Genomic DNA, 23,386 nt, shown 5'->3' on the forward strand with positions numbered 1-23,386 from the left:
ATGAGCGAAGCAGACGGAATGGAAGATGCAGTGGACGGGGCGATGCGTACCGGGCTGATGGTTGCCAGCCGAATCGGCGAGCAGCTTGCCAGAATGCGCGAACAGGAACAGCGCACCATCGCCGCAGCAGAGGAACAACGGGCCCGGGAGCTGCAGGAACGCTTCGACGCCCAGCGGGCTGCCGCCCGGGCCCAGCTGGCGCCGGTCTCCCGCGAGGACTGGTGGGACAAAGCCACCCCCGAAATGATCGAACGGGTTCACGAGACGGCCACGGCTTGGAAGGACTACGACCCCGCAGCTGCGCAGACGGCCGAGAAAATCGGCGAACAGGTCCAGAGCCGTTACGGCATCGATGTGAACAACACCGGTGCGGACGAGGCCTCCGTATCCGAGGCCCTCGCCCGGGCACAGCAAGCCCGCCTTGAGACCGAAAATGAACGGACCAAAGGAGCGGCGGCGCGCACCGATGAGGTCGTGGCCGGCGCAGCAGTTGCCGGGGCCAACCGACAGGACCGGGCAGACAGAAGCGAGCCAGCTTGGGATACCGCAGAACGGCGCCAGCAGCTGGCCGAAAGCCTGGAAGGTAAAGGGGACCGCGAAGCCGTGAACTCCCGGCTCCTGGCAGACAAGCACCAGGGCACCCACCCCGCGGCCGCCGTCGCGCAGAAACCCTCGTTGGCCAAGACGTCAAAGATGGCCAAGCAAGGCGCCAAGGGTAGAACCCTAGAACGCGGAGGGCTCGAACGCTGAGACCGGATGTTACAAAAAAGGAGGACCGCCAACGGCGGTCCTCCTTTTTGTTTACCAAGTCTGTGCTTTCTGAGGTTCAGCCGCACACAGAGAGAGTGGATGGCTCTCCGGGCCGCCGCTCACCTGGGGTGCACGTTTTGAATCTGCGCCGCACACCTAGTGAGGGAGTACGTCCCTCGGGACCGACTCATCACGAAATACTCACAACGAAAGGTCTCACCATGACCCTGCTCGCCCTGGCCGCTATCGCCGCCGGACTCGTCCTGTTTGACCGTCTCTGCCCTCGGATCCAGGTATCCGGCTCGCCGCACAACTGGCCCATGCCGCTCCGAGTCCTGACGTTGACCTCCGTCACCCTCATGATCTGGGGAACGATCACCCTGAGCATCTTCCCTGCAATCGGCTGATCCCGGCTAAACATGTGGCTCCCCCCGAAGCCCGGGGGGAGCCACAAGGCCTTCGAAGCTGATTCAGTCGAAAATGCCGCGTTCAGGGACCACGAAAGTCCCCCACTTCGCTTTCTTACGTAGACAGCTTCAGCCCGCTATTTCGCGTAGATACTGCTCCCACCTAGTGGTTACCTTTTTGCCCGGGTAATCAGATCCGGCGTAAAAGGGTCCGGCAGCGAAGTTCTTGAAGAGGACGTTCGCACCCAACAAGCAGCGGCCCTGAAGCCTCTCGATGGTCTCGTCGGTGTCGAATTCGTGGGGGACGGGGAATCGCCCATGCTCGCCGAGCTCGTGCATCAATCGGTGGTCGATTGGAAGAACGACGCACATTACGTCGGCATAAACCCCAACGATGTGGGTAGGTCGATATGGTGAGTCTTCCCGGGACCACTCGGCGATGAGCTCCTGCCGAATGGTCCAGTCTCCGATCGTTTTTTCCCGAACCTCCGGGCTGGGGAGGGAAAGCGCCTGCTCGACGCTTATTTCCCGTCCCGGGAACTTCTTGCCGATGCTGAGCAACACCAGCCGATCGTCTGCTCGCAATGAAACTGTCTCCAATGCCCCGGAAATTGTTTCCAGAAGCTGGGCCTTGTGATGCGGAGGGGCAACGTTGGCCAACTCCGCCCCAGCGAGCCGAATAGCCTCCATCGCCGTTGATTCTGCTTTGTAGGCTTCCTCCTCGTCCTTGATGCCGCTTTGCAGGATGCGAATACGCGGATTTCCCCCGGCCTCGTGCACCTCACGGAGCTTTGCAGTCAGGTGTTTTTCGGCTTTGGCTCTGGCGTCGCCCTTTAACCCTTCGAGGTACTGTTCGTGCCTAAACCATTCAGCTGCATGGTGCTCGGCCCGGTTACCTGTGCCCTTGCCGATGTAGAAAACGCGGTAATCGTCTTCATCGCGTCCTGTCTTTTGCATGAGGGCGTAGACGTAATAAGGACCGATTTGTTCCCAAACCACTCGCGAAACCTTGAGTGCCTGCATGAAATACCGCCTTCCGGCTCCATGTGTTCCCCTGCGGTTTGTGGTGCCAGTTCGAACGGTACAGGTCCGTTTCCCTCAGCTACCGACGGCGCTGCCTGCATTAGTCGAAGATTCCTGGCTCCGGTACAACATGAGGCAGAGCCGCCTTGGCGGCGCTGGGGGCAACATGGCGGTTGTCATGGGCGCACTTCTTGAAGGGTCCTTTGGTGTCCATGAGTACACGCATATGGGGGTCTGCGTGGTTGAGCCACCAGCTGCTTATCCCCAGCGCCGGCTCCAGGCGTAGGTGTTCCCAGGACCGCCACAGGGATTCCATACGGATCAGGGCCTCGGGGTGTTTGTACCATTCCGGACACCACGCCAGCTCTGCGCCTTCGTTGACGTCCCGGACGTAGGACGGCGCCAGCAGCTCGACGAAGAACTCAATGGCGCTGTCATAGACCAACTCTGCGGCGGGCTCTCCATGGGAGTGTTCTGGCCCTGCCGGATGCGTTTCTTCATCGGGAAAGGTGTCCTCTCCGAAGTCTTCGCTCATTGTCCGGCCCCGTCGGTCCAGGGGTTGTGCGCCGGAACCGTCACCGGTTGTTGCGGCTGCTGCTTCGGAGCGGCGAGGGAGTCCTTGACCTTCTGGGCGTGGGGGCCGTTCATCCACGGAATGGTTTCGATCATGGTTGCCGGGGCGCCGGAGGCGAGCAGGATGGCCCGGAACCTGGGCAGTGCCGTCAGGTCGGCCACGGACAGGATCTCGTCTTTGTTCTCCTGCCGGGAGGAGGAGGACCCGGTTTTGCTGTGGCTGCGGGAGACGTTGATGTAGCTGTATTGGCCGATTAGGCGGGAGAGTTCATCGAGGTAGCCGACTTCGGAGACGCCGCCGCCGTAGATTTTCACGTTCGACGCGGACCAGAGTTTCCGCATGCCTTCCAGGGACCAGACTTCCACGCCCTGGGACCAGGACTGCAGGATGGTCATGAGGATGATCCCGCGGGAGCCGTAGTGGCTGTACTGGTCCGGCAGGGCCTTCCAGCGGCAGACGTTCGCAGCCTCATCCAGGATCCCCAGCAGCGGGGTGGCGAGCCGGCCGCCGGGCTGGGAGGTGGCGTACTTTTCGGCCGCTTCCACGACGGCGACGGTCAGGGCGGTGACGAGGGGGCCGGCTGTGCCGACGCCTTCGCGGGAGAGGCTGTAGAGCGTGCCTTTGCCGCGCACGAAGTCTTCGGGGACGAACTGCGGCCGCGGGTCGGTGTCCACTGTCGTGTCGCGCAGGGGCGTGACCCATTGGCTGACCTCGCGGTCGGTCAGGCAGGAAACCATTTGCCGGGCGGTGCCATAGACACCGGCCCGCTGCTTTTCCGGTTCGCGGATGTGGCCCATCACCATGTCCGAGAGCAGGTCATAGCCGGCGGCCCGCAGCAGTTCTGCGGGGGCCTCGTCGTGCGGGCGGGTCAACCAGGTGTAGACCTGTGTGACCGGGGCGGAGTCGAGGGAGGCGGCGAGCAGGAAGGCTTTGAGCAGGTTCTGCCCGGCCGGGTCGAAGTAGGCGTCCGGTTTGGTTCCAGGTTCCCGGGAGCCGTTGGCGAAGTGCTGTGCCAGGTTCCCGGCCGTCGCTTCGTTCTTCACGTAGGAGAGCGGGTTCCACCACCAGGTGGGTTCCTCTTCGGCGACGGACTGCGGATCGAAGACCCACACGGCGCCGGCCTCAGCCCGGATCGGGCGGGTTACATCCACGATGTCACGCTTGTTCGAGGTGGCGATCACGGCGCCGGGTGCATCCAGAATTGCCGGGACGGCGTAGGAGGTGGTCTTCATGGTGCGGGGACCGGCGATGAGGATCAGCATGTCCTCCCAGGAGGCCCACAACGGGCGCTTCCCGGCGACGCTGCGGCCAAGCCGCACCCCCGTGGAGTTCTCCACGCCGAGACGCACAGCGGTGGCCGAGGCCCCCTTGGTGCCGAGGTGATCGAGGTCTTTCCCGCGGCCCATGTGGACGGCGGCCTTATCCACCCGGGTGCGCTTGTGCGCTGTTCGGGAGCGGACCACCAGCACTGTCACTGTCAGGGCAATCAATATTCCGAGGAGCACGCAGGCGACGATGGTGGACTGAACCGGCCAGGGCACCCGGCCCTTGGCCAGGCCGGCCACCAGATCAATCGGGTGGGCCGGGGGCGAGGCAAGGCCGGCCATCCAGGATCCGAGATGTGCCGAGACCCAGCTGCCGCCCCCAATGACGACAGCTGCGCCGATGGCCAGCCAGATCCCCAGCCCGTCGCCGAGCCCTGTGCCATTCCGGTTCGGAGCACTCATGCTGCACCCTCTTCCTGGACCGGGGCGGTGGCTTCCAGCAGGGATTCTGCCGGAGCGTGCCAGCGCTTGTTGGTGTCGTTCAGGGAGGCCTCGATGGAGGTCAGGCCGATCTGGACGGGGATGCCGGGGCGGCCGCCGACCTTGATCAGGAATTTCCCGCGTCCGGGGGGTTCGACGTCGCCACCGCGGGAGTCCCATGCGGGCGGGTCCTGCCAGGAGATGAGCTTTTGCTGTTCCTGCCGCGAGAGCGGGATCGCTGCGGTCAGCAGCGGCATTTCGGAGGCGGGAAGCCCGCCGCAGATGACCATGCCGGAGCGTTCAACGAAGCCGCGGGCCTTCATCCGGTCCTCTTCTGCCGGGAGCGCCAGAAGGTCGGACATGGTGTGGGAAATCATGACCTGCCCGACGCCGACTGAGCGGTTGAGGCGGGTCAGGGCATCCACCCGGTCCACCATGCCCTTGCCTGCGCGCAGTGCCCGCCAGAGCTCGTCCAGGACGACGAAGTAGTTCCGCCGCGGTTCCAGCCCCGCGTCGGCGAGGGCGTTGGCGACGTTGACGGTGCCGAAGCCGTAGGACCAGCACGCCAGCAGCACTGCGGCCTGCAGGTCTGTTTCGGTCTCGTCAATGCTGGAGACATCGAAGACCACGGCCCGGTCACGCCGCATCGGGTTCGTGGTGTGTCGGGAGAAGATTTCCCCGAGTTTGCCGCCGCCGGTCAGGCCGAGCAGGGTCGCTTCCAGTGCACGGGTTTCCTGCAGATAGACCGTCATGTCCCCGCGATCCAGCGCGACCTGGCGCAGCTCGTCCGGGGCGGCGATGATGACGTCGAGCAGGTCTTTCAGGACCGGAACGCCGTCGAAGGAGTCATCGAGGACGCGCAGGGCGCGGTCCAAAATGGTCTGTTCCTGATCCGTGGGCGGGTTGTTCCGGCTGATCGTGATGAGGGAAACGACCATGTTCAGGCGCCGGCCGTGGGCATCGGCCCTGACCCGGACGGCCGCTTCGTGGTGTCCGCGCTCCTCGAGGAGCTGGGCGACCTCAATGGCCTGTCCCGGATCGAGGATGTTCAGGTAGCCCCGTCCGCGGCCGAGTTCGATGACCTGCCCGCCGATGGCCCTAATGGCGTCCACGTGTTCGCCCTTCAAGTCCCCGAGCACCAGCGGGTGGACACCCTGGCCGGACAGGCCCAGCATCATGCGGCGCACGAGCGTGGATTTGCCCAGACCCGGCTTGCCGAGGATGAACGCGGAGGGGTTGGAAATCAGGTGGGCGCGCTGGAACCAGCTGATCGGATCACAGCAGACCGTGGCCTGGGTTTCCTCGTGCCGGCCCAGCGGGACGCCGACCATGGGCGAGGACGTACCTGAGGAAAACGGCCACAGCCCGCAGACCTGCACTGTCGTGCCACGGTATTCACGTACCGCCGGGACCAGGGCCGCAGCCCCTCCCCCGCGTCCGCCCCAGCCACGGGAGCCGGGGACACGCACCCGGGCCGGACGAGCCGTGGACGCGCGGCCGTCGCGGGCTTCGGATTCCGCACCGTCAAGGAGCGGATTCTTCTTCTTCCGTCGAAAGAGCTTCTGCATTACAGGGCCTCTCTGATTTCGGTGGGCAGCAGGATGTGCTTGGGCAGAACCAGTCCGAGCGGCAGGGACGCGGCAAACGCGGTGTCCTGGGAACCGTAGGCACGGCGCAGCAGCACCCGGGCGGTGCCGGAGGTCTGTTCCACGGCGGCGACCGCATCGGGGAGCCGGGCCGGGTCCGTGACGGTGGCAGTGACGACCATGCCGAAGTTCACCAGCCCGGCACCTTGTGCTTCTTCCTGGGCGGTTTGTGCAGCGGAGCGGGCGTCGACCAGCGCACGGGCGGAGGGGCGCCCTCCGGAGGTGATGCGGACGTTCGCGTTGTTCTGGTCCCGCTCGACTACGGCGGCGGCCCGGGCCGAATCCATCGGCCGGTAGAGCAGGGAAACGCGCTTGCGGTCGATGTCCCCGTGCGGGGCCAGCAGACGGGAGAGAACCGAGGAATTTACCGACCCGCGCGGGGCGCCGGTCATGGTCCAGGAGGCAGAGAACGCGCCGTCGTGCCGGTAGTCATCCCAGCTCGCCTGCGTCGCAGAGGGTCCGACTTCGCCCCAGGTGAGGGCGACCGGGGATCCGGCGGCGTGGGCCTCATCAATGATCAATGCCGCGGGCGGGTCGTAGGCGATCCGGACGACCTCGCAGAGTTCCTGCGCGGACATCGGTCGGGCGATGCCGGCGCCGGTGGCCTGCAGTCGGGCACCAAGTCCCGGGATACGGGATGCCAGGTCCCGGGCGACGTCTTCGGGTTCGCGCTTCCGGGATCCGGAGCGCAGTGCTGCGGTGAACGTCAGGGACACCCAGGCCCGGACGGTGGCCGAGCCTTCCGGGTACGTGCGGACAACCTCGCGGAGGATTGCCTTCGCGGCAGCCGGGGCGTCGGCGTGGATGTTCATTTCAACTTCGTTGCGCAGCCGGTAGCCGGAGTCCGGGGCGGTTTCCACGGTCACGGCCGCGGCCTCCAACCCGGCTTCATCCCCGAGTCCGGCGATCCAGCCGCCCCAGTTCGCGACCCACGCGTCAACCTGTTCCGGATCCACCAGGGAAGCACCGTCAGGTTCGGTGGAGAAGACCACGGTGAAGTGGTTCGTGGTGGGGACGTGAAGCATGGCGAACGGGCGGTTGTAGGAGTCGTTGAACTCGTACAACCGGGACTTCGCGGCCAGGCCCGGAAGCTGGAACATGCCCCACTCGGTGACCCCGAGCGGGCCGGAACGATAGAGGTTGGTCCCGCCGGAACGGGCGAGCCGGAAGTTCGTCCGCGTAGCGAACCGGTCCACGATGGACTGACCGTGCTTGTCTTTGACGGTCAGAAGCAGCACGAGCAGTCCGGCGACGGCAAGGACGCTCAGGCCCGGCAGCAGGCCCCAGATGGCGAAGGTGATGATGCCGGCCAACAGACCGGTCATGACAATGCCGGTGCCGATCGCGCCCAGGCTTCCCAGCCCTGCGGAGCGTGGAACGCGCCAGTTGCCGTAGGACGGTTCCTTGTACTCGGTATTAATTGCTGCCACTGGGGCCCTCCCCGGTTGAATCCTGCGCGGTTTGTTGTGCGGCCTGAGAGGCCTTTGACGCTGCTTGTGCTCCTGCGGCGACGGCGATACCGGCCGGGCCGGCGGCTTTCGCCGCTCCCGACGCGGCGCCTGCACCGGCGGAACCTGCGCCGGCTCCTGCGACTGAGCCGGAGGTGCCTGCCCCGGCGGTAGCGGCGCTTCCGGTGGTGCCCTTGCCGGGCGCCCCTCCGGGGCCAGTTGAGCCGGGGGTGGGTTTGCCGTTGCCGCCGTTACTGCCGCCGGCGCCCTTGCTGCCCTGTGCGCTGGCGCTCTGGCTTGGCTGGCTGGCCGGTGTGGGCGATGCGTTGCCGCGTCCACTGCCCGAGCGGCCCATCGACACAGCACCGGTGGCCATGGCCCCCACCGCCGCTCCTGCTCCCCCACCGGAACCGGAAGCGACAGCTCCGACCATCGGGGTGACGAAGCGCATCAACGCCGGCAGGGCCAGCAACGCGACAATCATGAGGGCGAAACCGGTAATGGATCCCAGCAGGACGTTGCCGCCCGAGGATCCCATGAGCTTGAAGGCCACGGCGTAGACGATGGCCGCGGCGGGCTTGTAGAGAATGAAAGCGATGGTCCAGCCGATAGCTTTCTGGAACCACTGGCGTCCCATCTCGGTGTTGGTGAACGCAGCCGTGGTCGGAAGGATGCCGGCCAGGATCACGAGCATTCCGCCGCGGACGATCATGAGGACGATCTGCACCAGCGAGGCAATCAAACCCACCAGGCCCAGGATGATCAGAATGAAGACCCCTACGCCGGTCTGGTTCGTCATCACCAGGATGGCCATCGCGTGGGCGAAGCCCTTGCCGTCGGTTGCCCGGTCAATAATCGAGGCCGAGAAAGCATCGGCAGCGATCACCAGAATGGAGATCACCGCCAGTCCGAGGCCGGACACCAGCGTGAGGGTCAGCAGGGACCGGAGCAGGTCCTTCAACGGCGCCCCACGCTGCTCCCAGATCATCCGGGTGCCCCCAAGGATGACCGACAGAACTGCCAAAGCCAGTGTCCAGTAGCCCAGTTCCGAATTGACGAACCCGACCACAGGACTGGCGGTGAGCCCGTCCTGGGATGCGAGGTTGGCCGTGGGCATGGACACCCAGAAAGTGGAGAGCGTCGTCACCATCTGGCTCATGCCCTCCATGATCGACTTCGCCAGGTTCGTTATGGCGTCGTTGACTGCCCCCGAGGCGATGTTGCCCGCCACGCACGTCAGGTCCCCCAAGCTGCATTCAGCCATGTCAGACACCCGACCAGAGGATGAAGCCGCTCAGATCACTGAGCTGGGCGACACCACTGAAGATCTGGCCGTCATCGGAGGCTTTGACCTTCCAGTCACCGGCTACCCAGCGAAGCGAAAGGACTGAATGCGCCAGCGCCCCATTCGGGAGCTTGATAGCCAGATCAACATCTGCCTCAGCCGGGCTGTAGGACTTGACCAGGAAGCCGCTGACCTGAGCGGTCTCACCGCTTCGCGCAGTCGATGTCCGCGTCTTGGCCTTCGTAATAGCCGCGTCGCGTCCGGGGCCGGGCACCAGAAGTTTCTCAGAGAGCTTGAGCTCATCCTGCGTCCCGGACGAGCCAAGGGCGATCATGTTGGCGGCCGCGTAGAGCGCGCCTGTGGGGGAATTTGCGAAGCACGAGCGGAACCCATCTCCATCCGTCACGCCCGGTCCGAAGGTCTTGGGGTCAGTGGGGGCTGCCATTTTGCCGACGAGTTCCCACTTAGACTTCGGTGCTGCGCCCAGAGCCGTCTCCGTGCTTGAGGGCAGTCCGCAGACACTCTTTCCCGCCGCGTCGGCTGACTTTGATGGCGCCGAGGAGGCACCGGCCGCTGATGAGGCCGGGGCGGGCTGGGCGGTGCTGTCTGCCTTGGGGAGGAAGAAAATCACGACGAGGGCGGCGATTAGTGCGACGACCAGGGCGGCCGAGATGATGAATCCGGGCTTGGTGAACGGGCTGCGTTCGGTGCTGCTGTGGGTGGATTCGCTCATGATGAACCTCTCCGGTAGTTGCGGGTTTAGACGAAGGCGCGGACGATGCCGGAGGCGCCGGTGATGATGATGCAGCCGGCCAGGACCCAGCCGAGTTTGCCGATGGACTCGCCGCCTTCGCCGCGGCGGAGCTGGATGACCATGCCGATGCCGACGATGATGACGCCCAGGACGCCGAGGACCAGGCCGATACCGGAGGCCCAGTTCAGGACAGTCAGCAGGCCTTTGGCCTGTTCCGGAACGGTGGGCGTCGGGTTCGGAATGACGCTTGCTGCAAATGCGGAGAAGGAGTTCATGGTGAGACCTTTCAGTTGGTGGTGCTGGGTGTGTCGGTAGAGAGGGCGGCTAAATCGGTGATGAAGCGTTGGTACTCGCGGGGCGGTGGGGACGTGGATTCCCCGTGTCGCCAGGCTTCGACCCAGGGCAGGGTCCAGGACCGGGGGGCTCCCCCGCAGACGATGGCGGCGAAGTCCCGCAAGGGTTTGGGCGTTTTCCCCGGTGCGTCCGCCAGGACGGCTAGGCCGAGCAGATCAACCGCGGGTGCCGCGCCTGATGCCCACTGGGTCAGGGCGCTCCGGGCCGCTGTCAGGCCCCGCATGTCTGCACGGCAGACCAGCAGCACCCGGGGCCTACTGCCGTCCTGGAGGACCGGCCAGCAGTGATCGGTGCCCCGTGCCCCTCCGATCAGGTCAGCGGTGCGGCTTTCACCGGATCCCCCGTGGGCGCCGGTGACCCACAGCGCTGCAGAGCCGGAGACGGTGCGGCGGCCCAGACGGTCTGCGGCGTCGGGTTCGACCATTCCCCTGAGCGGTTCACTGATCACCGCCGCCGGCGGCACGTGCGCCTCCGGAGTTGCGGTTTCCGCGCCGTCGGCGGTGGCCGGGCGGGTGATCCAGGGGTTCAGGGACTGTTGCATGGGTCCTCCTCTCGAAGTCCGTTGGTGGGTGGTTTAGAAGCCGGCGGCGACGGCGGCTGCGGCCGCGAGCCATGCCCGCTGGGTGGCGGGTTGAAGGGCTTCGTAGCGGATGGGTCCGTTGACCAGGGCAGGGTCGTAAGGAATCCGGACGACCGCACGGACGAAGGGTGCGAAGCCGTCAGCGATGCGCTGGGCCTCGTCCTTGGCCCGTTTCAGGGCCTCGCCGCTCATGCTGCGCTTGGCGTCGGTGGACTCGGAGACGATGACGACGGCGTTGCGGGCCAGTTCCGCGTCGTGGCCGCCGCGGGATTCCAGGGTCTGCAGCGTCAGTCGGGCGGCTTCGGCGCGGTCCTCGATGGCGGTGACGGGGACGACGAGCTGGTTGGTGTGGTCGATCATCCGGCGCCAGTTCGCGGCGCGGGCGGTGTTGCCGGAGTCCATGACCACGAGCCGGTAGTAGCGGGTGAGGACCTGATGGGCGATGTCGACTTCCTCGGCGGTGACTTCGTGGTCGCCTTCTTCGTTTTCATCCGAGCGCAGGACATCGAACTTGTCGGCGGTCTGGTGGTGGACGAACTTGGCGATTTCGGCGGCGTTCGTGGACGGGGAGAGCAGTTCGGTGGAGGCGTCGATCAGGTCCAGGACGCTGCGGTCGTGGGAGCCTTTTTCGGTCCGCCACCCGAGGGTGCCTTGGGATTCGTTGTTGTCCCATGCGACCGTGGCGGCGCCGCTGTAGCGGGCGAGGATGGCCGAGAGCATCACCACGGTGGGAGTCTTGTTCGCCCCGCCCTTGCGGTTCACCACGGCAATGGTCCGGGGGCCGGGCCAGTGCTGGCTGACCGTGCGGATATCTTCCCTTTCGGTGAGTTCTTCCTCGGAGGGGTCCATCCGCAGTCCCAGACGCGAGAGTGTTCCGCGCCAGCCCTGGGTGGCAGGTTCCAGCACCGGGGCGCTGACCAGGAATGAAGTTTCCTTCAGGCTGCGTCGCGTCGGCGCGGCTTCCTCAACAACGGCAACTCTCTGCAGTTCCGGGGTGGCCGTCGCGGGGGCGGTCGGCCACGGCTGGGCGTCCGCTGGCGCTGCAGGGGCAGGAGCTGGCGCCGACTCTGCAGGAGCGGCCGCGGGCTCCGGTGCGGGTGCGGGGACGGTATCAATGACGGCCGGCGCTGCGGTCGTGGGTGTGGTTTCGGGGGCTTCTGCCCGGCGGCGGGCCGGAGTCGGCTCGTAGGAGACGGATTCGATCTTGTTGTCCGGGTGCACGATGAGTTCGCCGTGGCCTTCGGGGTCCTCGATGCGGACCCGGACGGGGCGCTGGAGGGTCTGCGCTTCGCCGACGATGAGGGCCAGGGCGTTGTTGCGCAGTTCCTGCACTGAGTCTCCGGCAGGAACGATGCGCGAGTTGCCCGCGACGATGACCTCGGCGGTTCCGTTGTCGCGGACGATGGCCCGGATGTTGGGAAAGGCCATGACTTCGGTTGGTGTACTACCCATGAGCTTCTTCCTTTACGTGTGTGAGGTGGAGGGGTGCGGCGTTTAGGACGAGGGCGGGGTGAGTCGGTTGACCTTCCACGGGGCGTCCTTGCCGATGCGGAGCAGCTGCACCGTGTACGTCCCGGCGTTGGTGGGGACCGCTGCCATGACGCCGAATCCGTTGGCCTCATCGACGGCGAGGGTGGCGGCACCGGTGACGCGGCTGGCCGGGATGTTGGCCGGGTCCACTGCCGAGTAGTCAGCGGTCGCCTGCGGAGTCAGCCACCGGGCGAGGTCATTGGCCCACTGCTTTTCCTCCATGGCTGGGCGGGCGAAGTCCGTCATGGCGTTCTCTGCGACGTCCACGGCCTCGTCCTTGCTGGCCTGATCCCAGGTAATGCCGATGGTGGCGGGGATAGTGCCGCCCGGTGCCTGGGGTCCGCTGTTGGCGCTCAGGGAGACCGGCGCGGATGAGGTGGGGCTGGCGGCCGCTGATGACGACGGCGCTGTCGTGGTGTTGCCTGCCGGTGCGCAGGACGCGCAGAGCAGCGCCACGGCGAGCAGTGTCAGGGGCTTTTTCACTTTTTCTCCTCTGGGGTGGGCAGGTACAGGAAAGCTGAAGGGACAGTGTTGGTCACTGTCCGGGTGTAGTAGCTGTGGTCCGCCGGGGCCGGGTTGCCGTTGTAGCCCTCTTCGACGTAGGTTCCGTTGTCCTTGACTTCTTTGACCACCGCGACGTGGCCGAAGTTCGGGTCCGCTCCCCCGGCGCCGGGGGCGTACCAGACAACGGCGCCGACCCGGGGTGTGCTGCCGGAGTCCCAGCCCTTGGCGTCCCAGCCGGCCTTCCAGGTCAGGGCCGAGCCGAGCCCCTGTCCGTCGGGGCGGAAGGAGCCGTTGAGGAACTTGAAAGGAGCTTTCGTCGAACCCATCTGCTGGTTGACCCGCCAGAGGGCGAAGTCCACGCACTCGCGGTAGTACATGCCCAGCGGCGAGGTGCTGGCCGCGTTTGCGCCGGCCTGTAGCCAGGTCGGGGAGTTCTTCCACGGGTAGTCATCCCCCGCGCCGGACTGTCCGGGGACAGCGCAGTCGCTGCCCCGCAGGGAGAACTTCGAGTTAGAGAGCGCCTGGACGAGTTTGACGGCCTCCGGCAAGTACTTCTGGTAGTGGTAGGGATCGGCGTTGCGCTGGACCCTGTTGCCGGCAATGGTCGGTTCCAGCAGCTCCCAGCCGGTCACGCTTTTCAGGGCTTTGATGAAGTTCGTTGCGCTCGTGGTGGGGTTCATGCGGTCTGCGTAGGAACCCCACGCGCCGTTGTCGCGCTGCTGAAACAACCCGCGGGAGTCCGGGCCGGCGCCGTCGCCGCTATCCAGGACCCGCAACCCCGACTCCCCCAGAGCCACCATCACGCTGATGACCTGCCCGTTGACAGACAAGTCCTGCGCCTTTCCGGCGCCCATGATCGCTGCGGCATTCTTGAGCTGTTCCTGGGTATAGCCGTCAACTTTGGTGCTGCCGTCGATGACGACGGAAACGGCCGGTCCGCAGTCAGCCGCCGCCGGTTTGGCGGGGGCCAGCAACAGCAGCATGGAGAAGACCAGACCGGTCAGCACCACGGGTACCGCTACGGCGGCTCCGGTGCTGAGCATCTTGGACGGCTTCACGCTTCCCCCTGCGCTTGTGTGCTGGTACTGCCTTGCGGTCATGGATCGTAGGCGGGCCCCGGCTAAACTCGATCCCAGAAGCTACGATGGATTAATACAAGGTTTGAATTATCTGAGTTTGTTTAATTATTGGTTCAATCCTAACAGGTATTGATCACCCGCGCTTGTCTCATGCCCTTTGTCTAAGGAGTGTCCGTGCCTGTCTCAGCCGCCGAATTTCGGGAGTGGTTGGAAGGGCGATCCCTCAGCCCCTCCCCGACTGCGCTGAGTGCGTTGACCGGTATAAATCGGGGCACTCTAAACAACCAGCTCAGGCGCGGAAACGTTGCAGAGTCCACCGTGATTGCCATCGCCAGGGCCACCGGAATAAACGTCATCGACGCGCTCAGCGTCTTCAGTCCGTACCAGGTCATCAAGACCCGGCCCATAGAACCGTCCTCCGCCGAGATCTTGAGCCAGGTCCATCACGCCGACCTCATGGCCGAGCTACAGTTCCGCACGTCTAAGAAGCACTATCCCCGCGAGCTCCGCAAGGGAATCGACCTCATCCCCTTCCCGCATGACGGCTCAGTCCGGACTTGGATCGACTCCATCGACCCGGGGGACATTCGCCAGCAAATGTCCCAGGAAACAGGCATGGCGCTTACCTACATCGCCACCCAACTCACCGAAAACAAGCTGAACCCGTCTTTGGCGATTGCAGCCTCACGAGCAGGTGGAGGCTCGTTCGCCACCGGACTTGTGGTGACGGAATTGATCACGCCGGCCGAAGGCGGCTGGCAGATCAGGGCTCGCGAGGATGAGCTGCTGGAAGTTTCCGACGATGTTTTGGTCGAGGCCATTTCTGCCCGGATTCATCTACTGCAGCGGCGGGTGAAGCAGCGGAAGGAAGCCCGCGAATACGCGGAGAAAATGACGGAACTCCTGGGATGAACCCGCTCACCGTCGTCCCGGTAAGTTTGATGCTTATTCTTCTGGGCAGCCTGACCTTCAAACGCATCAACACTCCCGTGCTGGGACACCAGCACGCACTGCAGGGGAAAGCCAGCAGCATCGCCCTGTCGGGCATCTTCCTGACTCTCGCCTATCTCCTGCTCCTGCCCCCGGTCTACATGGGCGTGGAAGCACTTGTGCCGCTCACCAACGGCACCGACCTGATCTCCAAATACTTCGCCCTCGTCGCCGTCGCGTTCCTGGGCGGGCACCTCAGCACTGCCTACGCCTCACCGTTTGCCCGCCGGTGGACTGTCGGGGCGCCGGGAGCGGCCATGCTCGGTATCGTCGCCACCGGCCTGCTGGGCACCCTCCTGGCGACCAAAGCCCCAAACCCGTCACCGCAGCTGCTGGACTACGCTGCTCAGCCGAGCGTGCGCCTGAATACATGGCTCGTGCTGGCCTACGTCGCCTACATCGTCTTCCCCCTCATCAAGCCCGCCTTCAAGGACTCCCGTAAGAATCCACTGAGAATCGGCCGGATCGCGTCCGGACTGATCGCTGCCGGCTTTGCGCTGTCACTGGTACGCGCCTTCACCTATCCGGTCGAGCTGAGCGCGACCGGCGACGCCACCTACCTCTTCATGATCGTTTCCTATGTCTCCACGGCCTTCGTAGTGATCGGCCTGGCACTCTTCGCCTACGCCCGGAAAAACCGCGCTGCACAGACTGAGCTCGGCTCAGCCCTCTCCATCGACTAGAAAGGCTGCCTCATGAACCCCACGCCGCAAGATGCCCAACAGGCCGTCAAACGCATCCTCGCCGAGGTCAACAATGAAAACGAAGCCGCGTACCGGGTCATCTTCGAAGCAGTGAAAATCTGCATCGGCGCCGGGATGAACCGACGGGAAGCCGCAAGGTTCCTCGGCGTCCAGGCCCGACGAATCGACCGCCGCGGACAGTACTTCCGCTCACTCCTGGCAACCAGAAACCTGTTCCGTGGCGCACGGAACGCCAGCGGCCGCGCATATGCCGATGCTGCTGACGTCGAAGCCATCGTTCGACGGGCCTGGAAGCGCTGAACCGCGCCGACAAACGCCCCATATCTAAAATTTTGCGAGGTTGTGACATATTTGAGTCATGACTTTTTTGATTGCCCACCCGGTCGATGGCGGCCACGGCGTCCCATGACGGGTTCCGCGGATATTGTCGCGACACGACGCCAATATCCCACTTAAGGCAATCTGATTGATATTGGCTGGTGCTCGGTACACAAAACTTAGGAGGATCCATGGCACAGATGCATAAGGGCGATCGTCTGACCGTCACATCCAAGATTCCGCGCGCGGATGCCATAAAGCTCACCAGGGTTGTCGAAATAACCTCTGAGAGCCGCTCCGAGCTGCTCGCGCGGCTGTTGCACGAGCACCTAAGCACCATCGACCTTGATGCCCTAGAAGGCCAGGAGTCCCTGCCTATCGCTAAGGCCAGTTAAAGACTGAAGGCCCGCACTAGGCGGGCCTTCAAAAAGTATGACGTTCAGATCCGAATCTTGGCGGACAACGATCTGAACTTAACAAGTTCCCCGCGAGGGGCGCTCCATTTGCTATACCCCGAAAGGACTAGCTGTTGTCTATGGTACCTGTCGCGACCCTGCCGTCAATAACTGACGCGCTGCAATCCGCGCGTCAAGTCACGCCCGCTATGGCATGGGCTCTCGCTCCCTTAATCGCTGGAGCACCGACTTACCGACCGGGACGATGGATCGGCGGGCGATTCCAGTATCCGCGGCCGCTAAACCCTCCCCGGATCACCGCTTCCCTGCCGAAACAGCCGGCGGCCGTTCCCATTCACGGAGCAGATGGCTCCGTTGCGACTCTCTGCCTTGACCTGGACACTTCCAAAGCGCTTCAGGGCGTCGTCGACGACGATGCCCGACACCTCGGGAGCATCTTGGAAGGCTGCGGTATCCGCTACATCGCGGACTACTCCCCCAGTGGCGGACGCCATCTCTACATTCCCCTGGCTGAGCGCATGGAAGCACCAGCGGCGCGTGAGCTGGTCGAAGCCCTTGCACGGATAGCAGCCAGCCTTGACCCCAGCCCGCACCAGAACGTCACTGACGGCTGTATTCGGGTCCCGGGAAGCGCCCACAAACGCGGCGGCCACCAGACACTCGTCACGCCCCTCAGCGAGGCATACGACGTGCTGCGACGCCGCAACCCTGTCCACGCTGTCGCGGCCCTCCGACGCCATCTGGCACCGGAGCTCAAACGTGCACGCGAGCTAAAGGCCCGCGCCGCCAAGCTGGCAGCCCCGACGACGACTGGTTTTGGTCCGGTCCCGTTTGGCGGAAGCCAGTCCCCCCTGCGCCTGACGGCCCGTACCGGCCTGTACGACACCGCCCGGTACGCCAGCCCGTCGGAGGCCCGCATGGCAGTGCTGAACCACTTCGCATCCTGTGGCTGGACCCTGGACCAGGTCCGCCTCGAGCTAGGCGGCCAGCTCCCCGGCCTCGCAGCCCTCTACACCGACGCCCGCCGGCAGGAACGCCTCCTCGATAAAGAGTGGGCCGAGGCCTGCCGCTGGATCCAGAAAACGGGAACCCCGGCAACGGGCAAAAGGAATGCCCGTATTAACGACACAAGCCAACCAATACCCACAGGGGGGGCCAGTAGAACCACCAGCAAAGCTGCTGCACACCAGCTCGTAAACGATCTTGAAAATGTCCTGTACGCAGTGCTGGACCACAGATTCAAAGAACGCGGACGCGAAGGCCTCAGCCTGCGCCTGCTGCTGCGCGCAGTACTCGGCTACATGCGAACCATGGAAACCGACGTGCTGGACGTAGGCTGCCGTACCTTCGCCACTGCACTGGGCAAGCACCACGGCACCATCTCCAGACTGCTTCCGATGCTTGAACAAGCTTCAGACGGCATCCTGACCAAAATTGCCGATGCCCGCGGCCGCAACGCCGACACATACGTGATCCAACTCCCCCAGCACTTTGAACAACTTGCCCGGGAACTGTCCTGGCGCAGCGGAAAGATTCATGGCATCCGCCCCGTATTCCGTGCCCTGGGCGACGTCGCTGCCCTCGTCTACGAATCCATCGAACGCGGACGCCTCTCCCCCACAACAGCAGCAATCGTCCGGTCCACAGGACTCAGCCGCACAGCCGTCGAAACGGCCTTGGCCGCCATGAGTAGCTACAACATGATCGGACGCCGGCACGCGCACTGGAGCATCACAGCCGGGACGAGCCTGACAGCCCTGGCCCGGCGGCTCGGTGCGCTTGACGACGCCGCAGAGCAGATCAGTGCCCACCGAAAGCAACGCGCAGCCTGGCACGCATGGCTGGACAGGAACCTCGCGCCCGAATTGGCGGAACACGAAGTGGACGAACCTGACTCTGATCTCTACTGGATCCCGCCCTCGGAAACCGAAGTGGACTTGATCGGGACGCTGTGGCGAGCTGCCTGACTTGGCGACGAATGACAGTAAAGCCTTCATTGACTGCAATACCAGCATTGCAAGTAAAGACGTCAATACCGTCAAAGACAGTATTGACTGCAAAAAAGTCTTTGACTGTAAAGACTTCAAAGACAGTATTGACAGTATTGACAGTATTTGCACTAAGGTGGGAAACATGACAGCAACAACAGCGTTCGACCGGACAGGCATGGACCGTATCTGCGGTTTCGTCAACGGCAAGGGCGGAGTACTCAAGACGACCCTGACGGCCAATGTGGGTGCTCTGCTCGCAGTGTCCGGGTGGAAAGTCCTGCTCGTAGATATGGACCCGCAGGGAAACCTGGGCTTAGATCTTGGTTACAGACACGGCACCCTGGACGACGACGGCAGCGCCCTTGCTCAAAGCCTGATGTTCGGGACGCGGCTGGCGCCACTCAAAGACATCCGTCCTAACCTGGACGTCGTTCCCGGGGGAGCGGAGCTTGACCAGGCCGCTGCCGGCCTTATCGCGCAAAGCAGTAAAGATGGCAGCAAGGCAAAGCTGGCCCTTGCCCGTTCGCTTGCACCGATCGCGGCCGAATACGACATCATCTTCATCGACTGCCCGCCCGGGAATGAACCCCTGCAGGTTGCAGCCCTTGGTGCGGCCTCGTACGTAGTGGTACCGACCAAGACGGACAAAGCTGGCCGCGAAGGACTCATCGGCGTAGCCAAACGTCTGGATACGGTCATTGACGTCAACCCGAACCTGGACCTGCTCGGCGTCATCATCACTGCCACATCTTCGACCGCCACCAACGTTCACCGGACAACGCGGGACGCCATAGCAGAAACCTTTGGTACGGATGCTGTGCTATTCAACGGAATGGTGCGGCACGCGGAAGCTCCGGCCCAGGCAGCCCGCGATAGGGGAGTGCTGGTCCATGAGCTCGAAGAGCAAGTCAAGGCTGCCCCCAAATGGTACGAGGTGCTGAAGGGTACAGCCGAAGCCGGCCAGAGTCAGCCTCGGTCGGCCGCCAACGTCGCTGAAGACCTGTACCAGATCACCAATGAACTCGTTGCCCGCCTGGAAGCAGCCGAGGAAAGGAACGCATCATGACTGAAAGCAACCGCAAACCCATCGGCCTGCCGCCACGTCGGAATGCAGACAACCTCGCCGTGCAGAACCTGATGAAAGCAAACAGGGACTCAGCGACCACCGGCAGCGACACACCTGCGGCCCCTCCGACGTCGCGTCCCAGCCCGCTGCCGGACACTGCCCCGAAACAGATCACTTTCTACATGGCCGCTGATGACCTAAGACGCGCAAAAGCCGCCTACACCGGAACGAGCGGCAAGGAGATGGACCGGAGCTGGTCGGACTTCATTTCCCGTGCAGTCCTCATGGAAGTGGAACGACGAGAACGCCTCTACAACGAAGGCAGCCAGTTTGAGGGCGGGGCGCAGAACCTTGCACCCGGGCGGAAAATTCAGCTTTGACAGCATTACTGTCTTTGACAGTAATGCCGTCAATTGGCCTTGGGGAGCCTAGGAGGGCCAGACAGCAGGCTCTTCTAGGTTTAACGACTGAAAGAGTATTGCTCGGTCTGCTTCGTCGTCAGCGTGCTCACTAAACCACAGCCAGGCTTCATCAAGAGGGACCCAGAGATAGCGCATACTAACTCGGGACTTGTACCAGTCCGATCGTTGCTGCAGCTTCTTGGCGTCCCAGGAGTGTGCCTTCCAGATCCAGCCAGGACCGTACGGGCCCATGCCATACGGCAGGTCCCCGAATCCGCCTGTCCTTGCGAACGTGACCAACTGATGCGTTCGTTCTCCACGAGCAAGCGCTAGGGCACCCACGGCAGCGCCGCCTGTCGCGCTAAGAACCTTGTCCTTCTCGGCCACTCCTTTGATCCTGCGTGGACCGAAATAGGCCTCGTGGAGGTCGTACACGGCGTGGAGACCGAAGTGGGCCTCAACGGATGCCGCATCAATGTCACTGCCTTGGCACGCCGACTGAACTCGCTCGGAGGCTAATCCAAGGGCTTGAAGACTGAGCTGATAAGACTTCCTTACCTCGTTCAGCCAGATCAGCGCTCCGCACGGATCACGAGAAGCTTATGTTCATTCGGGATTTTTCCGTTGAGGGCTTCGCGGGCATCCTCATAGCTTTCCCCTTGGACGCTGACGCGCTCGTAGCTGCCGTCGGGGGCCTGGATCGTGCCGGTAATCTCCACCTGAACAGCTTATGTCCGGCGCCTCTAGAAGCCCTCCAGCGCCTCGACTTCGGCGACGTCGAGCAGGCCTACTGCATCTGCCCCGGTGGCCCGTGCCAGGTCGTCCAGGGACTTGAAATGGACCCGGGCGAGGGTGATGGCCAGAAGTTCGAGGTACGCGGTGCCGTTGCGCTGTCCGAGGCCGTCCAGGTAGTTCCGCATGCGCCCTTCCAGGGCGCCGGGGCCTTCGGATTCTTCCGCGGCAAGCCGGGTCAGTGTCACGGCTGCGAGGTCCGGGTTGTCGTAGATGAGTCCCATGGGCCAACGCTACGCACCCCGCCGGTTCCGTCAAGGGCCGGCTTCAGCGCCAGCGGTAGGTTTCCAGCGCCCTGAGCAGGGGAGCGGGGTCCTTCTTCAGGTGATCGACGGGCCGGGTCCCGGCCAGGGCCCGGGACGGGGTGACCATCCAGACGGTGAAGTAGTTGTGTGGGATGTCCAGCTCCATGGCCCGACGGAAGAGCGCGGTGACAGTCGGCTGGAGCTGCCCGCCGGGCAGGAACTGGAAACCCGGGCAGTAAGTCCCGTCGTCAATGAAGACACGCACGAGCTGCTGCATGACCGGTTCCGGGTCCTCCATCAGTTCGGAGAGCCGGCGGTGGACCTGCGCGAGGGCAGGCAGCGTGAACTCGGTCCGGATCCCGGCCCAGGTCTGATCGCTGATCGCTTGAGGGATCACCGGGGCCTAGTCGCTGATGCTTTCCAGCAACCACTGAGCCGAGAGCGGGTTCCGGCGCAGCGTGAAGGTCCGCAGGGCCGAGTCGGACCCGAGCCGGACCTGAACTTGCCAGTATTCGATGCTCACCAGGTCCCCGCTGCCGACAGCCGCGGTGCGCCGGGTGTTCCACCACGCGTCTCTCCCGAACCAGTGCTGGGAGTCGGTGTCGGGATCGACCAGCCAGATCTGTCCGCCGTGGCGGATGGCGAGGGGTTTGCCTGCCGCGTCGGTCCGGACCTGAAGATCGTGGGTCAGGGCAGGGGCTTCGGTGATGGTGCTCATGGAGTTTGTGTTCTTTCGTGGTGCGGTCATGCGGGTGGGTTAGGCGGCTTTGACGAGGGGGAGTTCGTTCCAGTGGGTGGTGTAGCGGGGGGAGAGCATGTCCCGTTTCATCGTCCAGTCCGGGCCGCCGCGGATGCCGCCGTGGCCCAGGCCGATGGAGCCGCGGCCGTACCGGCGGGTGATGTCTTCCAGGAGCGTTCCGACGTGGCGTTCCTCGTGCGGGTTTTCGAACAGGGCCAGGGGTGCCTGGTTGCCGGTGGGCCGCAGGTCGGTGACCATGATCCCGGCCCGGGCGTACCGGATGCCCTCGCAGATGCGGGGGAGAAGGGCGTGGGCGGCCTTGGTTAGGATCACCGGGTCCGCGGTGGGCATCGGCAGGGGCACGCACACCGAGGGGTAGGAAGTATCTTTCGGGTTGAAGTGGGAGGTGCCGGCGAAGGCGGTGAGGACCTTGGCCTGGAGTCCGTGTTTGGCCAGCCGGGCCGAGGCCTGCTGGCCGTAGACGCTCATGACCTGCCGGATCCCGGACGCGGTGGTGATCGGGGTGGCGAAGGAGCAGGAGAAGATCAGCTGGTCCCGGCCGATCCGTTCTTCCTCCATCGGGATGCAGGGGGTTCCCTGCAGCTCCAGGACGGTGCGCATCATGACCACGGAGAAGCGGTCCCGGATCATGACCGGATCGGCCCGGGACAGGTCAAGGATGGAGTGAATACCTAAGGCGTTGAGGCGTTTGGTCAGCCGGGTGGCGACACCCCAGATCTCAATGACGGACAGCCGCCTCATCAGATTTTCCCGGTCGGCGGCGGGCACGGAGTCCCAGTGGCAGACCCCCTCGAAGGCGGGGTTGTTCTTGGCCCACTTGTTGGCCAGCTTCGCCAGGGTCTTGGTGGGTGCGATGCCCACGCAGACCGGGACGCCGACGTTGCGCCTCACGGCGGCTTTCATGTCCCGGCCCAGGGCCAGGAGCTCGTCCGGGGTGCCTTTGACGCCGAGGAAGGCCTCGTCGATGCTGTAGACCTCCAGCCAGGCGGAGTACCTGCCCAGCAGCTCCATCACCCGGGCGCTGATGTCACCGTAGAGCTCGTAGTTACTCGAGAGGGCCACGAGTCCCCATTGTTTGGCCCGCGGGGCGAGCTTGAACCACGGCTCACCCATGGCAATGCCGAGGGCCTTGGCCTCGGGGGACCGGGTGACGGCGCAACCGTCGTTGTTGGACAGCACGATGACGGGCCGGCCCTCCAGGGACGGGTCGAACGCCCGCTCTGCCGAGGCATAGAAACAGTTCACATCCACATGAGCGATCTGCGGCAGATGCCGCATCACCGCTGGCTTAGCCATGACCGGCCCTAGACGTGGTGAAGGCATCGGGTGACGACGCCCCACACCACCAGGTCGGACAAGGACGGCACCCGGATATCCGGGTACGCAGGGTTCTCCGCCTGCAGGACGACCCCGGTACTCGTGATCCGCAGCCGTTTGACGGTCAGCTCCCCGTCCAGGACCGCAACGACCACGGACCCGTCCACCGGTTCCAGGGCCCGGTTGACGATCAGTTCATCACCGTCGCTGATCCCCGCGCCGGCCATTGACTCCCCGGAGACCCGCACAACATAGGTGCTCGTGACGTCCTTAATCAGGTGCTCGTTCAGGTCGATCCGGCCATCAAAATAGTCCTGCGCGGGCGAGGGATATCCGGCCGCAACAGCGACCGGCGAAATCAGCACCGACAACAACGATGCGCCCGCGTCTATCACGCGGGGACCCACAACAACGCCCACAACACACCTTTTATTCGAATATATGTTCGATTAATTTCAAGTCTACTGGTGCGGGGCGACAAAAGAACCATTCAGCTTCCGGACTGGCCTCCGGCGGGACGGGTTGTACGCCAATGGGGACAGCTATGAGCTGTGCGGAGGGCTCCACCTGTCCACAATGGGCACAACCCGGGGGCTAGGCCCAGGATCAGAACGGGCGTCCGCTGGCGCGGCCGGCTGTTGGGTCCAGTGCTGTCCGTCGCAGGGCTCCGGCCTGCCCTGGCCCTGTCTTGTCTACGACGTCTTTTG

Annotated in this window: 27 protein-coding genes; 9 read left to right on the plus strand and 18 right to left on the minus strand. The window is 64.2% G+C overall.

Annotated features, from left to right (window positions below; all coding sequences use genetic code 11):
• Together ABIA70_RS21425 and ABIA70_RS21430 are read left to right on the plus strand one after the other, a co-directional pair.
• Window positions 1-750, plus strand: coding sequence for a hypothetical protein (locus ABIA70_RS21425; protein ID WP_354149609.1), 750 nt, complete (start codon window positions 1-3; stop codon window positions 748-750).
• 221 nt (window positions 751-971) lie between these two features.
• Window positions 972-1,157: a hypothetical protein gene (locus ABIA70_RS21430; protein ID WP_354149610.1), complete on the plus strand. Its 186-nt coding sequence runs from the start codon at window positions 972-974 to the stop codon at window positions 1,155-1,157.
• Between the two features lie 129 nt (window positions 1,158-1,286).
• On the opposite strand, the gene ABIA70_RS21435 is transcribed toward ABIA70_RS21430, so the two are convergent.
• From ABIA70_RS21435 to ABIA70_RS21490, 12 genes are all read right to left on the minus strand, one after another.
• Window positions 1,287-2,180 (minus strand): GIY-YIG nuclease family protein, encoded by an 894-nt coding sequence (locus ABIA70_RS21435; protein WP_354149611.1) that lies wholly within the window; start codon window positions 2,178-2,180, stop codon window positions 1,287-1,289.
• Between the two features lie 100 nt (window positions 2,181-2,280).
• Window positions 2,281-2,715, minus strand: a complete 435-nt coding sequence (locus ABIA70_RS21440) for a DUF4913 domain-containing protein (RefSeq protein ID WP_354149612.1) — start codon at window positions 2,713-2,715, stop codon at window positions 2,281-2,283.
• The gene (locus ABIA70_RS21445) at window positions 2,712-4,481 is read right to left on the minus strand and encodes a type IV secretory system conjugative DNA transfer family protein (protein WP_354149613.1); all 1,770 of its coding nucleotides are present in this window, start codon (window positions 4,479-4,481) and stop codon (window positions 2,712-2,714) included. Before ABIA70_RS21445 ends, ABIA70_RS21440 begins: the two co-directional genes overlap by 4 nt.
• Entirely contained in the window at window positions 4,478-6,067 is a 1,590-nt protein-coding gene (locus ABIA70_RS21450) for a helicase HerA domain-containing protein (RefSeq protein WP_354149614.1), read from the minus strand. The genes ABIA70_RS21445 and ABIA70_RS21450 overlap by 4 nt, the downstream gene beginning before the upstream one ends.
• Entirely contained in the window at window positions 6,067-7,575 is a 1,509-nt protein-coding gene (locus ABIA70_RS21455) for an SCO6880 family protein (RefSeq protein WP_354149615.1), read from the minus strand. Before ABIA70_RS21455 ends, ABIA70_RS21450 begins: the two co-directional genes overlap by 1 nt.
• Window positions 7,562-8,857: a TrbL/VirB6 family protein gene (locus tag ABIA70_RS21460; protein WP_354149616.1), complete on the minus strand. Its 1,296-nt coding sequence runs from the start codon at window positions 8,855-8,857 to the stop codon at window positions 7,562-7,564. The genes ABIA70_RS21455 and ABIA70_RS21460 overlap by 14 nt, the downstream gene beginning before the upstream one ends.
• A gap of 1 nt (window position 8,858) precedes the next feature.
• Window positions 8,859-9,611 carry a DUF8175 domain-containg protein gene (locus ABIA70_RS21465; RefSeq protein ID WP_354149617.1) on the minus strand — a complete coding sequence of 251 codons (753 nt, stop codon included), beginning with the start codon at window positions 9,609-9,611 and terminating at the stop codon, window positions 8,859-8,861.
• A gap of 26 nt (window positions 9,612-9,637) precedes the next feature.
• A complete protein-coding gene (locus ABIA70_RS21470) occupies window positions 9,638-9,907 on the minus strand; it encodes a TrbC/VirB2 family protein (protein ID WP_066435403.1) in 270 nt (89 codons plus the stop codon).
• Window positions 9,908-9,918: 11 nt separating this feature from the next.
• The gene (locus tag ABIA70_RS21475; protein ID WP_354149618.1) at window positions 9,919-10,527 is read right to left on the minus strand and encodes a DUF6668 family protein; all 609 of its coding nucleotides are present in this window, start codon (window positions 10,525-10,527) and stop codon (window positions 9,919-9,921) included.
• Between the two features lie 33 nt (window positions 10,528-10,560).
• Window positions 10,561-12,018, minus strand: a complete 1,458-nt coding sequence (locus tag ABIA70_RS21480; protein WP_354149619.1) for a chromosome partitioning protein ParA — start codon at window positions 12,016-12,018, stop codon at window positions 10,561-10,563.
• Between the two features lie 42 nt (window positions 12,019-12,060).
• A complete protein-coding gene (locus ABIA70_RS21485) occupies window positions 12,061-12,579 on the minus strand; it encodes a hypothetical protein (protein WP_354149620.1) in 519 nt (172 codons plus the stop codon).
• Window positions 12,576-13,643, minus strand: coding sequence for a CHAP domain-containing protein (locus ABIA70_RS21490; protein WP_354149635.1), 1,068 nt, complete (start codon window positions 13,641-13,643; stop codon window positions 12,576-12,578). Before ABIA70_RS21490 ends, ABIA70_RS21485 begins: the two co-directional genes overlap by 4 nt.
• A 354-nt stretch (window positions 13,644-13,997) precedes the next feature.
• On the opposite strand from ABIA70_RS21490, the gene ABIA70_RS21495 reads away from it, so the two are divergent.
• From ABIA70_RS21495 to ABIA70_RS21525, 7 genes are all read left to right on the plus strand, one after another.
• Window positions 13,998-14,591: a hypothetical protein gene (locus ABIA70_RS21495; RefSeq protein WP_354149621.1), complete on the plus strand. Its 594-nt coding sequence runs from the start codon at window positions 13,998-14,000 to the stop codon at window positions 14,589-14,591.
• A complete protein-coding gene (locus tag ABIA70_RS21500; RefSeq protein ID WP_354149622.1) occupies window positions 14,588-15,352 on the plus strand; it encodes a hypothetical protein in 765 nt (254 codons plus the stop codon). Before ABIA70_RS21495 ends, ABIA70_RS21500 begins: the two co-directional genes overlap by 4 nt.
• 12 nt (window positions 15,353-15,364) lie before the next feature.
• On the plus strand, window positions 15,365-15,673 hold the full coding sequence (locus ABIA70_RS21505) for a hypothetical protein (protein ID WP_354149623.1): 309 nt from the start codon (window positions 15,365-15,367) through the stop codon (window positions 15,671-15,673).
• A gap of 209 nt (window positions 15,674-15,882) precedes the next feature.
• On the plus strand, window positions 15,883-16,086 hold the full coding sequence (locus ABIA70_RS21510; RefSeq protein WP_354149624.1) for an acyl-CoA thioesterase family protein: 204 nt from the start codon (window positions 15,883-15,885) through the stop codon (window positions 16,084-16,086).
• Between the two features lie 458 nt (window positions 16,087-16,544).
• Window positions 16,545-18,074: a hypothetical protein gene (locus tag ABIA70_RS21515; protein ID WP_354149625.1), complete on the plus strand. Its 1,530-nt coding sequence runs from the start codon at window positions 16,545-16,547 to the stop codon at window positions 18,072-18,074.
• Between the two features lies 1 nt (window position 18,075).
• Window positions 18,076-19,164: a ParA family protein gene (locus ABIA70_RS21520; protein ID WP_354149626.1), complete on the plus strand. Its 1,089-nt coding sequence runs from the start codon at window positions 18,076-18,078 to the stop codon at window positions 19,162-19,164.
• Window positions 19,161-19,544, plus strand: a complete 384-nt coding sequence (locus ABIA70_RS21525) for a ParB family protein (protein ID WP_354149627.1) — start codon at window positions 19,161-19,163, stop codon at window positions 19,542-19,544. Before ABIA70_RS21520 ends, ABIA70_RS21525 begins: the two co-directional genes overlap by 4 nt.
• Window positions 19,545-20,137: 593 nt before the next feature.
• Here the strand turns inward: ABIA70_RS21525 and ABIA70_RS21530 are convergent.
• From ABIA70_RS21530 to ABIA70_RS21555, 6 genes are read right to left on the minus strand one after another with little or no spacing between them, the layout of a single operon-like run.
• Window positions 20,138-20,284 (minus strand): hypothetical protein, encoded by a 147-nt coding sequence (locus ABIA70_RS21530; protein WP_354149628.1) that lies wholly within the window; start codon window positions 20,282-20,284, stop codon window positions 20,138-20,140.
• 24 nt (window positions 20,285-20,308) lie between these two features.
• A complete protein-coding gene (locus tag ABIA70_RS21535; protein WP_354149629.1) occupies window positions 20,309-20,581 on the minus strand; it encodes a hypothetical protein in 273 nt (90 codons plus the stop codon).
• Between the two features lie 43 nt (window positions 20,582-20,624).
• Window positions 20,625-20,999 carry a hypothetical protein gene (locus ABIA70_RS21540; RefSeq protein ID WP_354149630.1) on the minus strand — a complete coding sequence of 125 codons (375 nt, stop codon included), beginning with the start codon at window positions 20,997-20,999 and terminating at the stop codon, window positions 20,625-20,627.
• A gap of 6 nt (window positions 21,000-21,005) precedes the next feature.
• Complete coding sequence (locus tag ABIA70_RS21545) at window positions 21,006-21,320, minus strand: hypothetical protein (protein WP_354149631.1); 315 nt, start codon at window positions 21,318-21,320, stop codon at window positions 21,006-21,008.
• 39 nt (window positions 21,321-21,359) lie between these two features.
• On the minus strand, window positions 21,360-22,658 hold the full coding sequence (locus ABIA70_RS21550; RefSeq protein ID WP_354149632.1) for a Y-family DNA polymerase: 1,299 nt from the start codon (window positions 22,656-22,658) through the stop codon (window positions 21,360-21,362).
• An 8-nt stretch (window positions 22,659-22,666) separates the two neighbouring features.
• Window positions 22,667-23,098, minus strand: a complete 432-nt coding sequence (locus ABIA70_RS21555; RefSeq protein WP_354149633.1) for a LexA family protein — start codon at window positions 23,096-23,098, stop codon at window positions 22,667-22,669.
• Between the last annotated feature and the right edge of the window lie 288 nt (window positions 23,099-23,386).

The sequence above is a fragment of the Arthrobacter sp. 754 genome (assembly GCF_040548695.1).
Lineage (GTDB): Bacteria > Actinomycetota > Actinomycetes > Actinomycetales > Micrococcaceae > Arthrobacter.

Coding starts and splice junctions, on each gene's coding strand:
- ABIA70_RS21550 (WP_354149632.1), bottom strand. CDS start 22,658: ATGGCTAAGCCAGCGGTGATGCGGCATCTGCCGCAGATCGCTCATGTG.
- ABIA70_RS21535 (WP_354149629.1), bottom strand. CDS start 20,581: ATGGGACTCATCTACGACAACCCGGACCTCGCAGCCGTGACACTGACC.
- ABIA70_RS21425 (WP_354149609.1), top strand. CDS start 1: ATGAGCGAAGCAGACGGAATGGAAGATGCAGTGGACGGGGCGATGCGT.
- ABIA70_RS21460 (WP_354149616.1), bottom strand. CDS start 8,857: ATGGCTGAATGCAGCTTGGGGGACCTGACGTGCGTGGCGGGCAACATC.
- ABIA70_RS21490 (WP_354149635.1), bottom strand. CDS start 13,643: ATGCTCAGCACCGGAGCCGCCGTAGCGGTACCCGTGGTGCTGACCGGT.
- ABIA70_RS21435 (WP_354149611.1), bottom strand. CDS start 2,180: ATGCAGGCACTCAAGGTTTCGCGAGTGGTTTGGGAACAAATCGGTCCT.
- ABIA70_RS21470 (WP_066435403.1), bottom strand. CDS start 9,907: ATGAACTCCTTCTCCGCATTTGCAGCAAGCGTCATTCCGAACCCGACG.
- ABIA70_RS21465 (WP_354149617.1), bottom strand. CDS start 9,611: ATGAGCGAATCCACCCACAGCAGCACCGAACGCAGCCCGTTCACCAAG.
- ABIA70_RS21510 (WP_354149624.1), top strand. CDS start 15,883: ATGGCACAGATGCATAAGGGCGATCGTCTGACCGTCACATCCAAGATT.
- ABIA70_RS21440 (WP_354149612.1), bottom strand. CDS start 2,715: ATGAGCGAAGACTTCGGAGAGGACACCTTTCCCGATGAAGAAACGCAT.
- ABIA70_RS21475 (WP_354149618.1), bottom strand. CDS start 10,527: ATGCAACAGTCCCTGAACCCCTGGATCACCCGCCCGGCCACCGCCGAC.
- ABIA70_RS21450 (WP_354149614.1), bottom strand. CDS start 6,067: ATGCAGAAGCTCTTTCGACGGAAGAAGAAGAATCCGCTCCTTGACGGT.
- ABIA70_RS21500 (WP_354149622.1), top strand. CDS start 14,588: ATGAACCCGCTCACCGTCGTCCCGGTAAGTTTGATGCTTATTCTTCTG.
- ABIA70_RS21545 (WP_354149631.1), bottom strand. CDS start 21,320: ATGAGCACCATCACCGAAGCCCCTGCCCTGACCCACGATCTTCAGGTC.
- ABIA70_RS21445 (WP_354149613.1), bottom strand. CDS start 4,481: ATGAGTGCTCCGAACCGGAATGGCACAGGGCTCGGCGACGGGCTGGGG.
- ABIA70_RS21525 (WP_354149627.1), top strand. CDS start 19,161: ATGACTGAAAGCAACCGCAAACCCATCGGCCTGCCGCCACGTCGGAAT.
- ABIA70_RS21480 (WP_354149619.1), bottom strand. CDS start 12,018: ATGGGTAGTACACCAACCGAAGTCATGGCCTTTCCCAACATCCGGGCC.
- ABIA70_RS21505 (WP_354149623.1), top strand. CDS start 15,365: ATGAACCCCACGCCGCAAGATGCCCAACAGGCCGTCAAACGCATCCTC.
- ABIA70_RS21430 (WP_354149610.1), top strand. CDS start 972: ATGACCCTGCTCGCCCTGGCCGCTATCGCCGCCGGACTCGTCCTGTTT.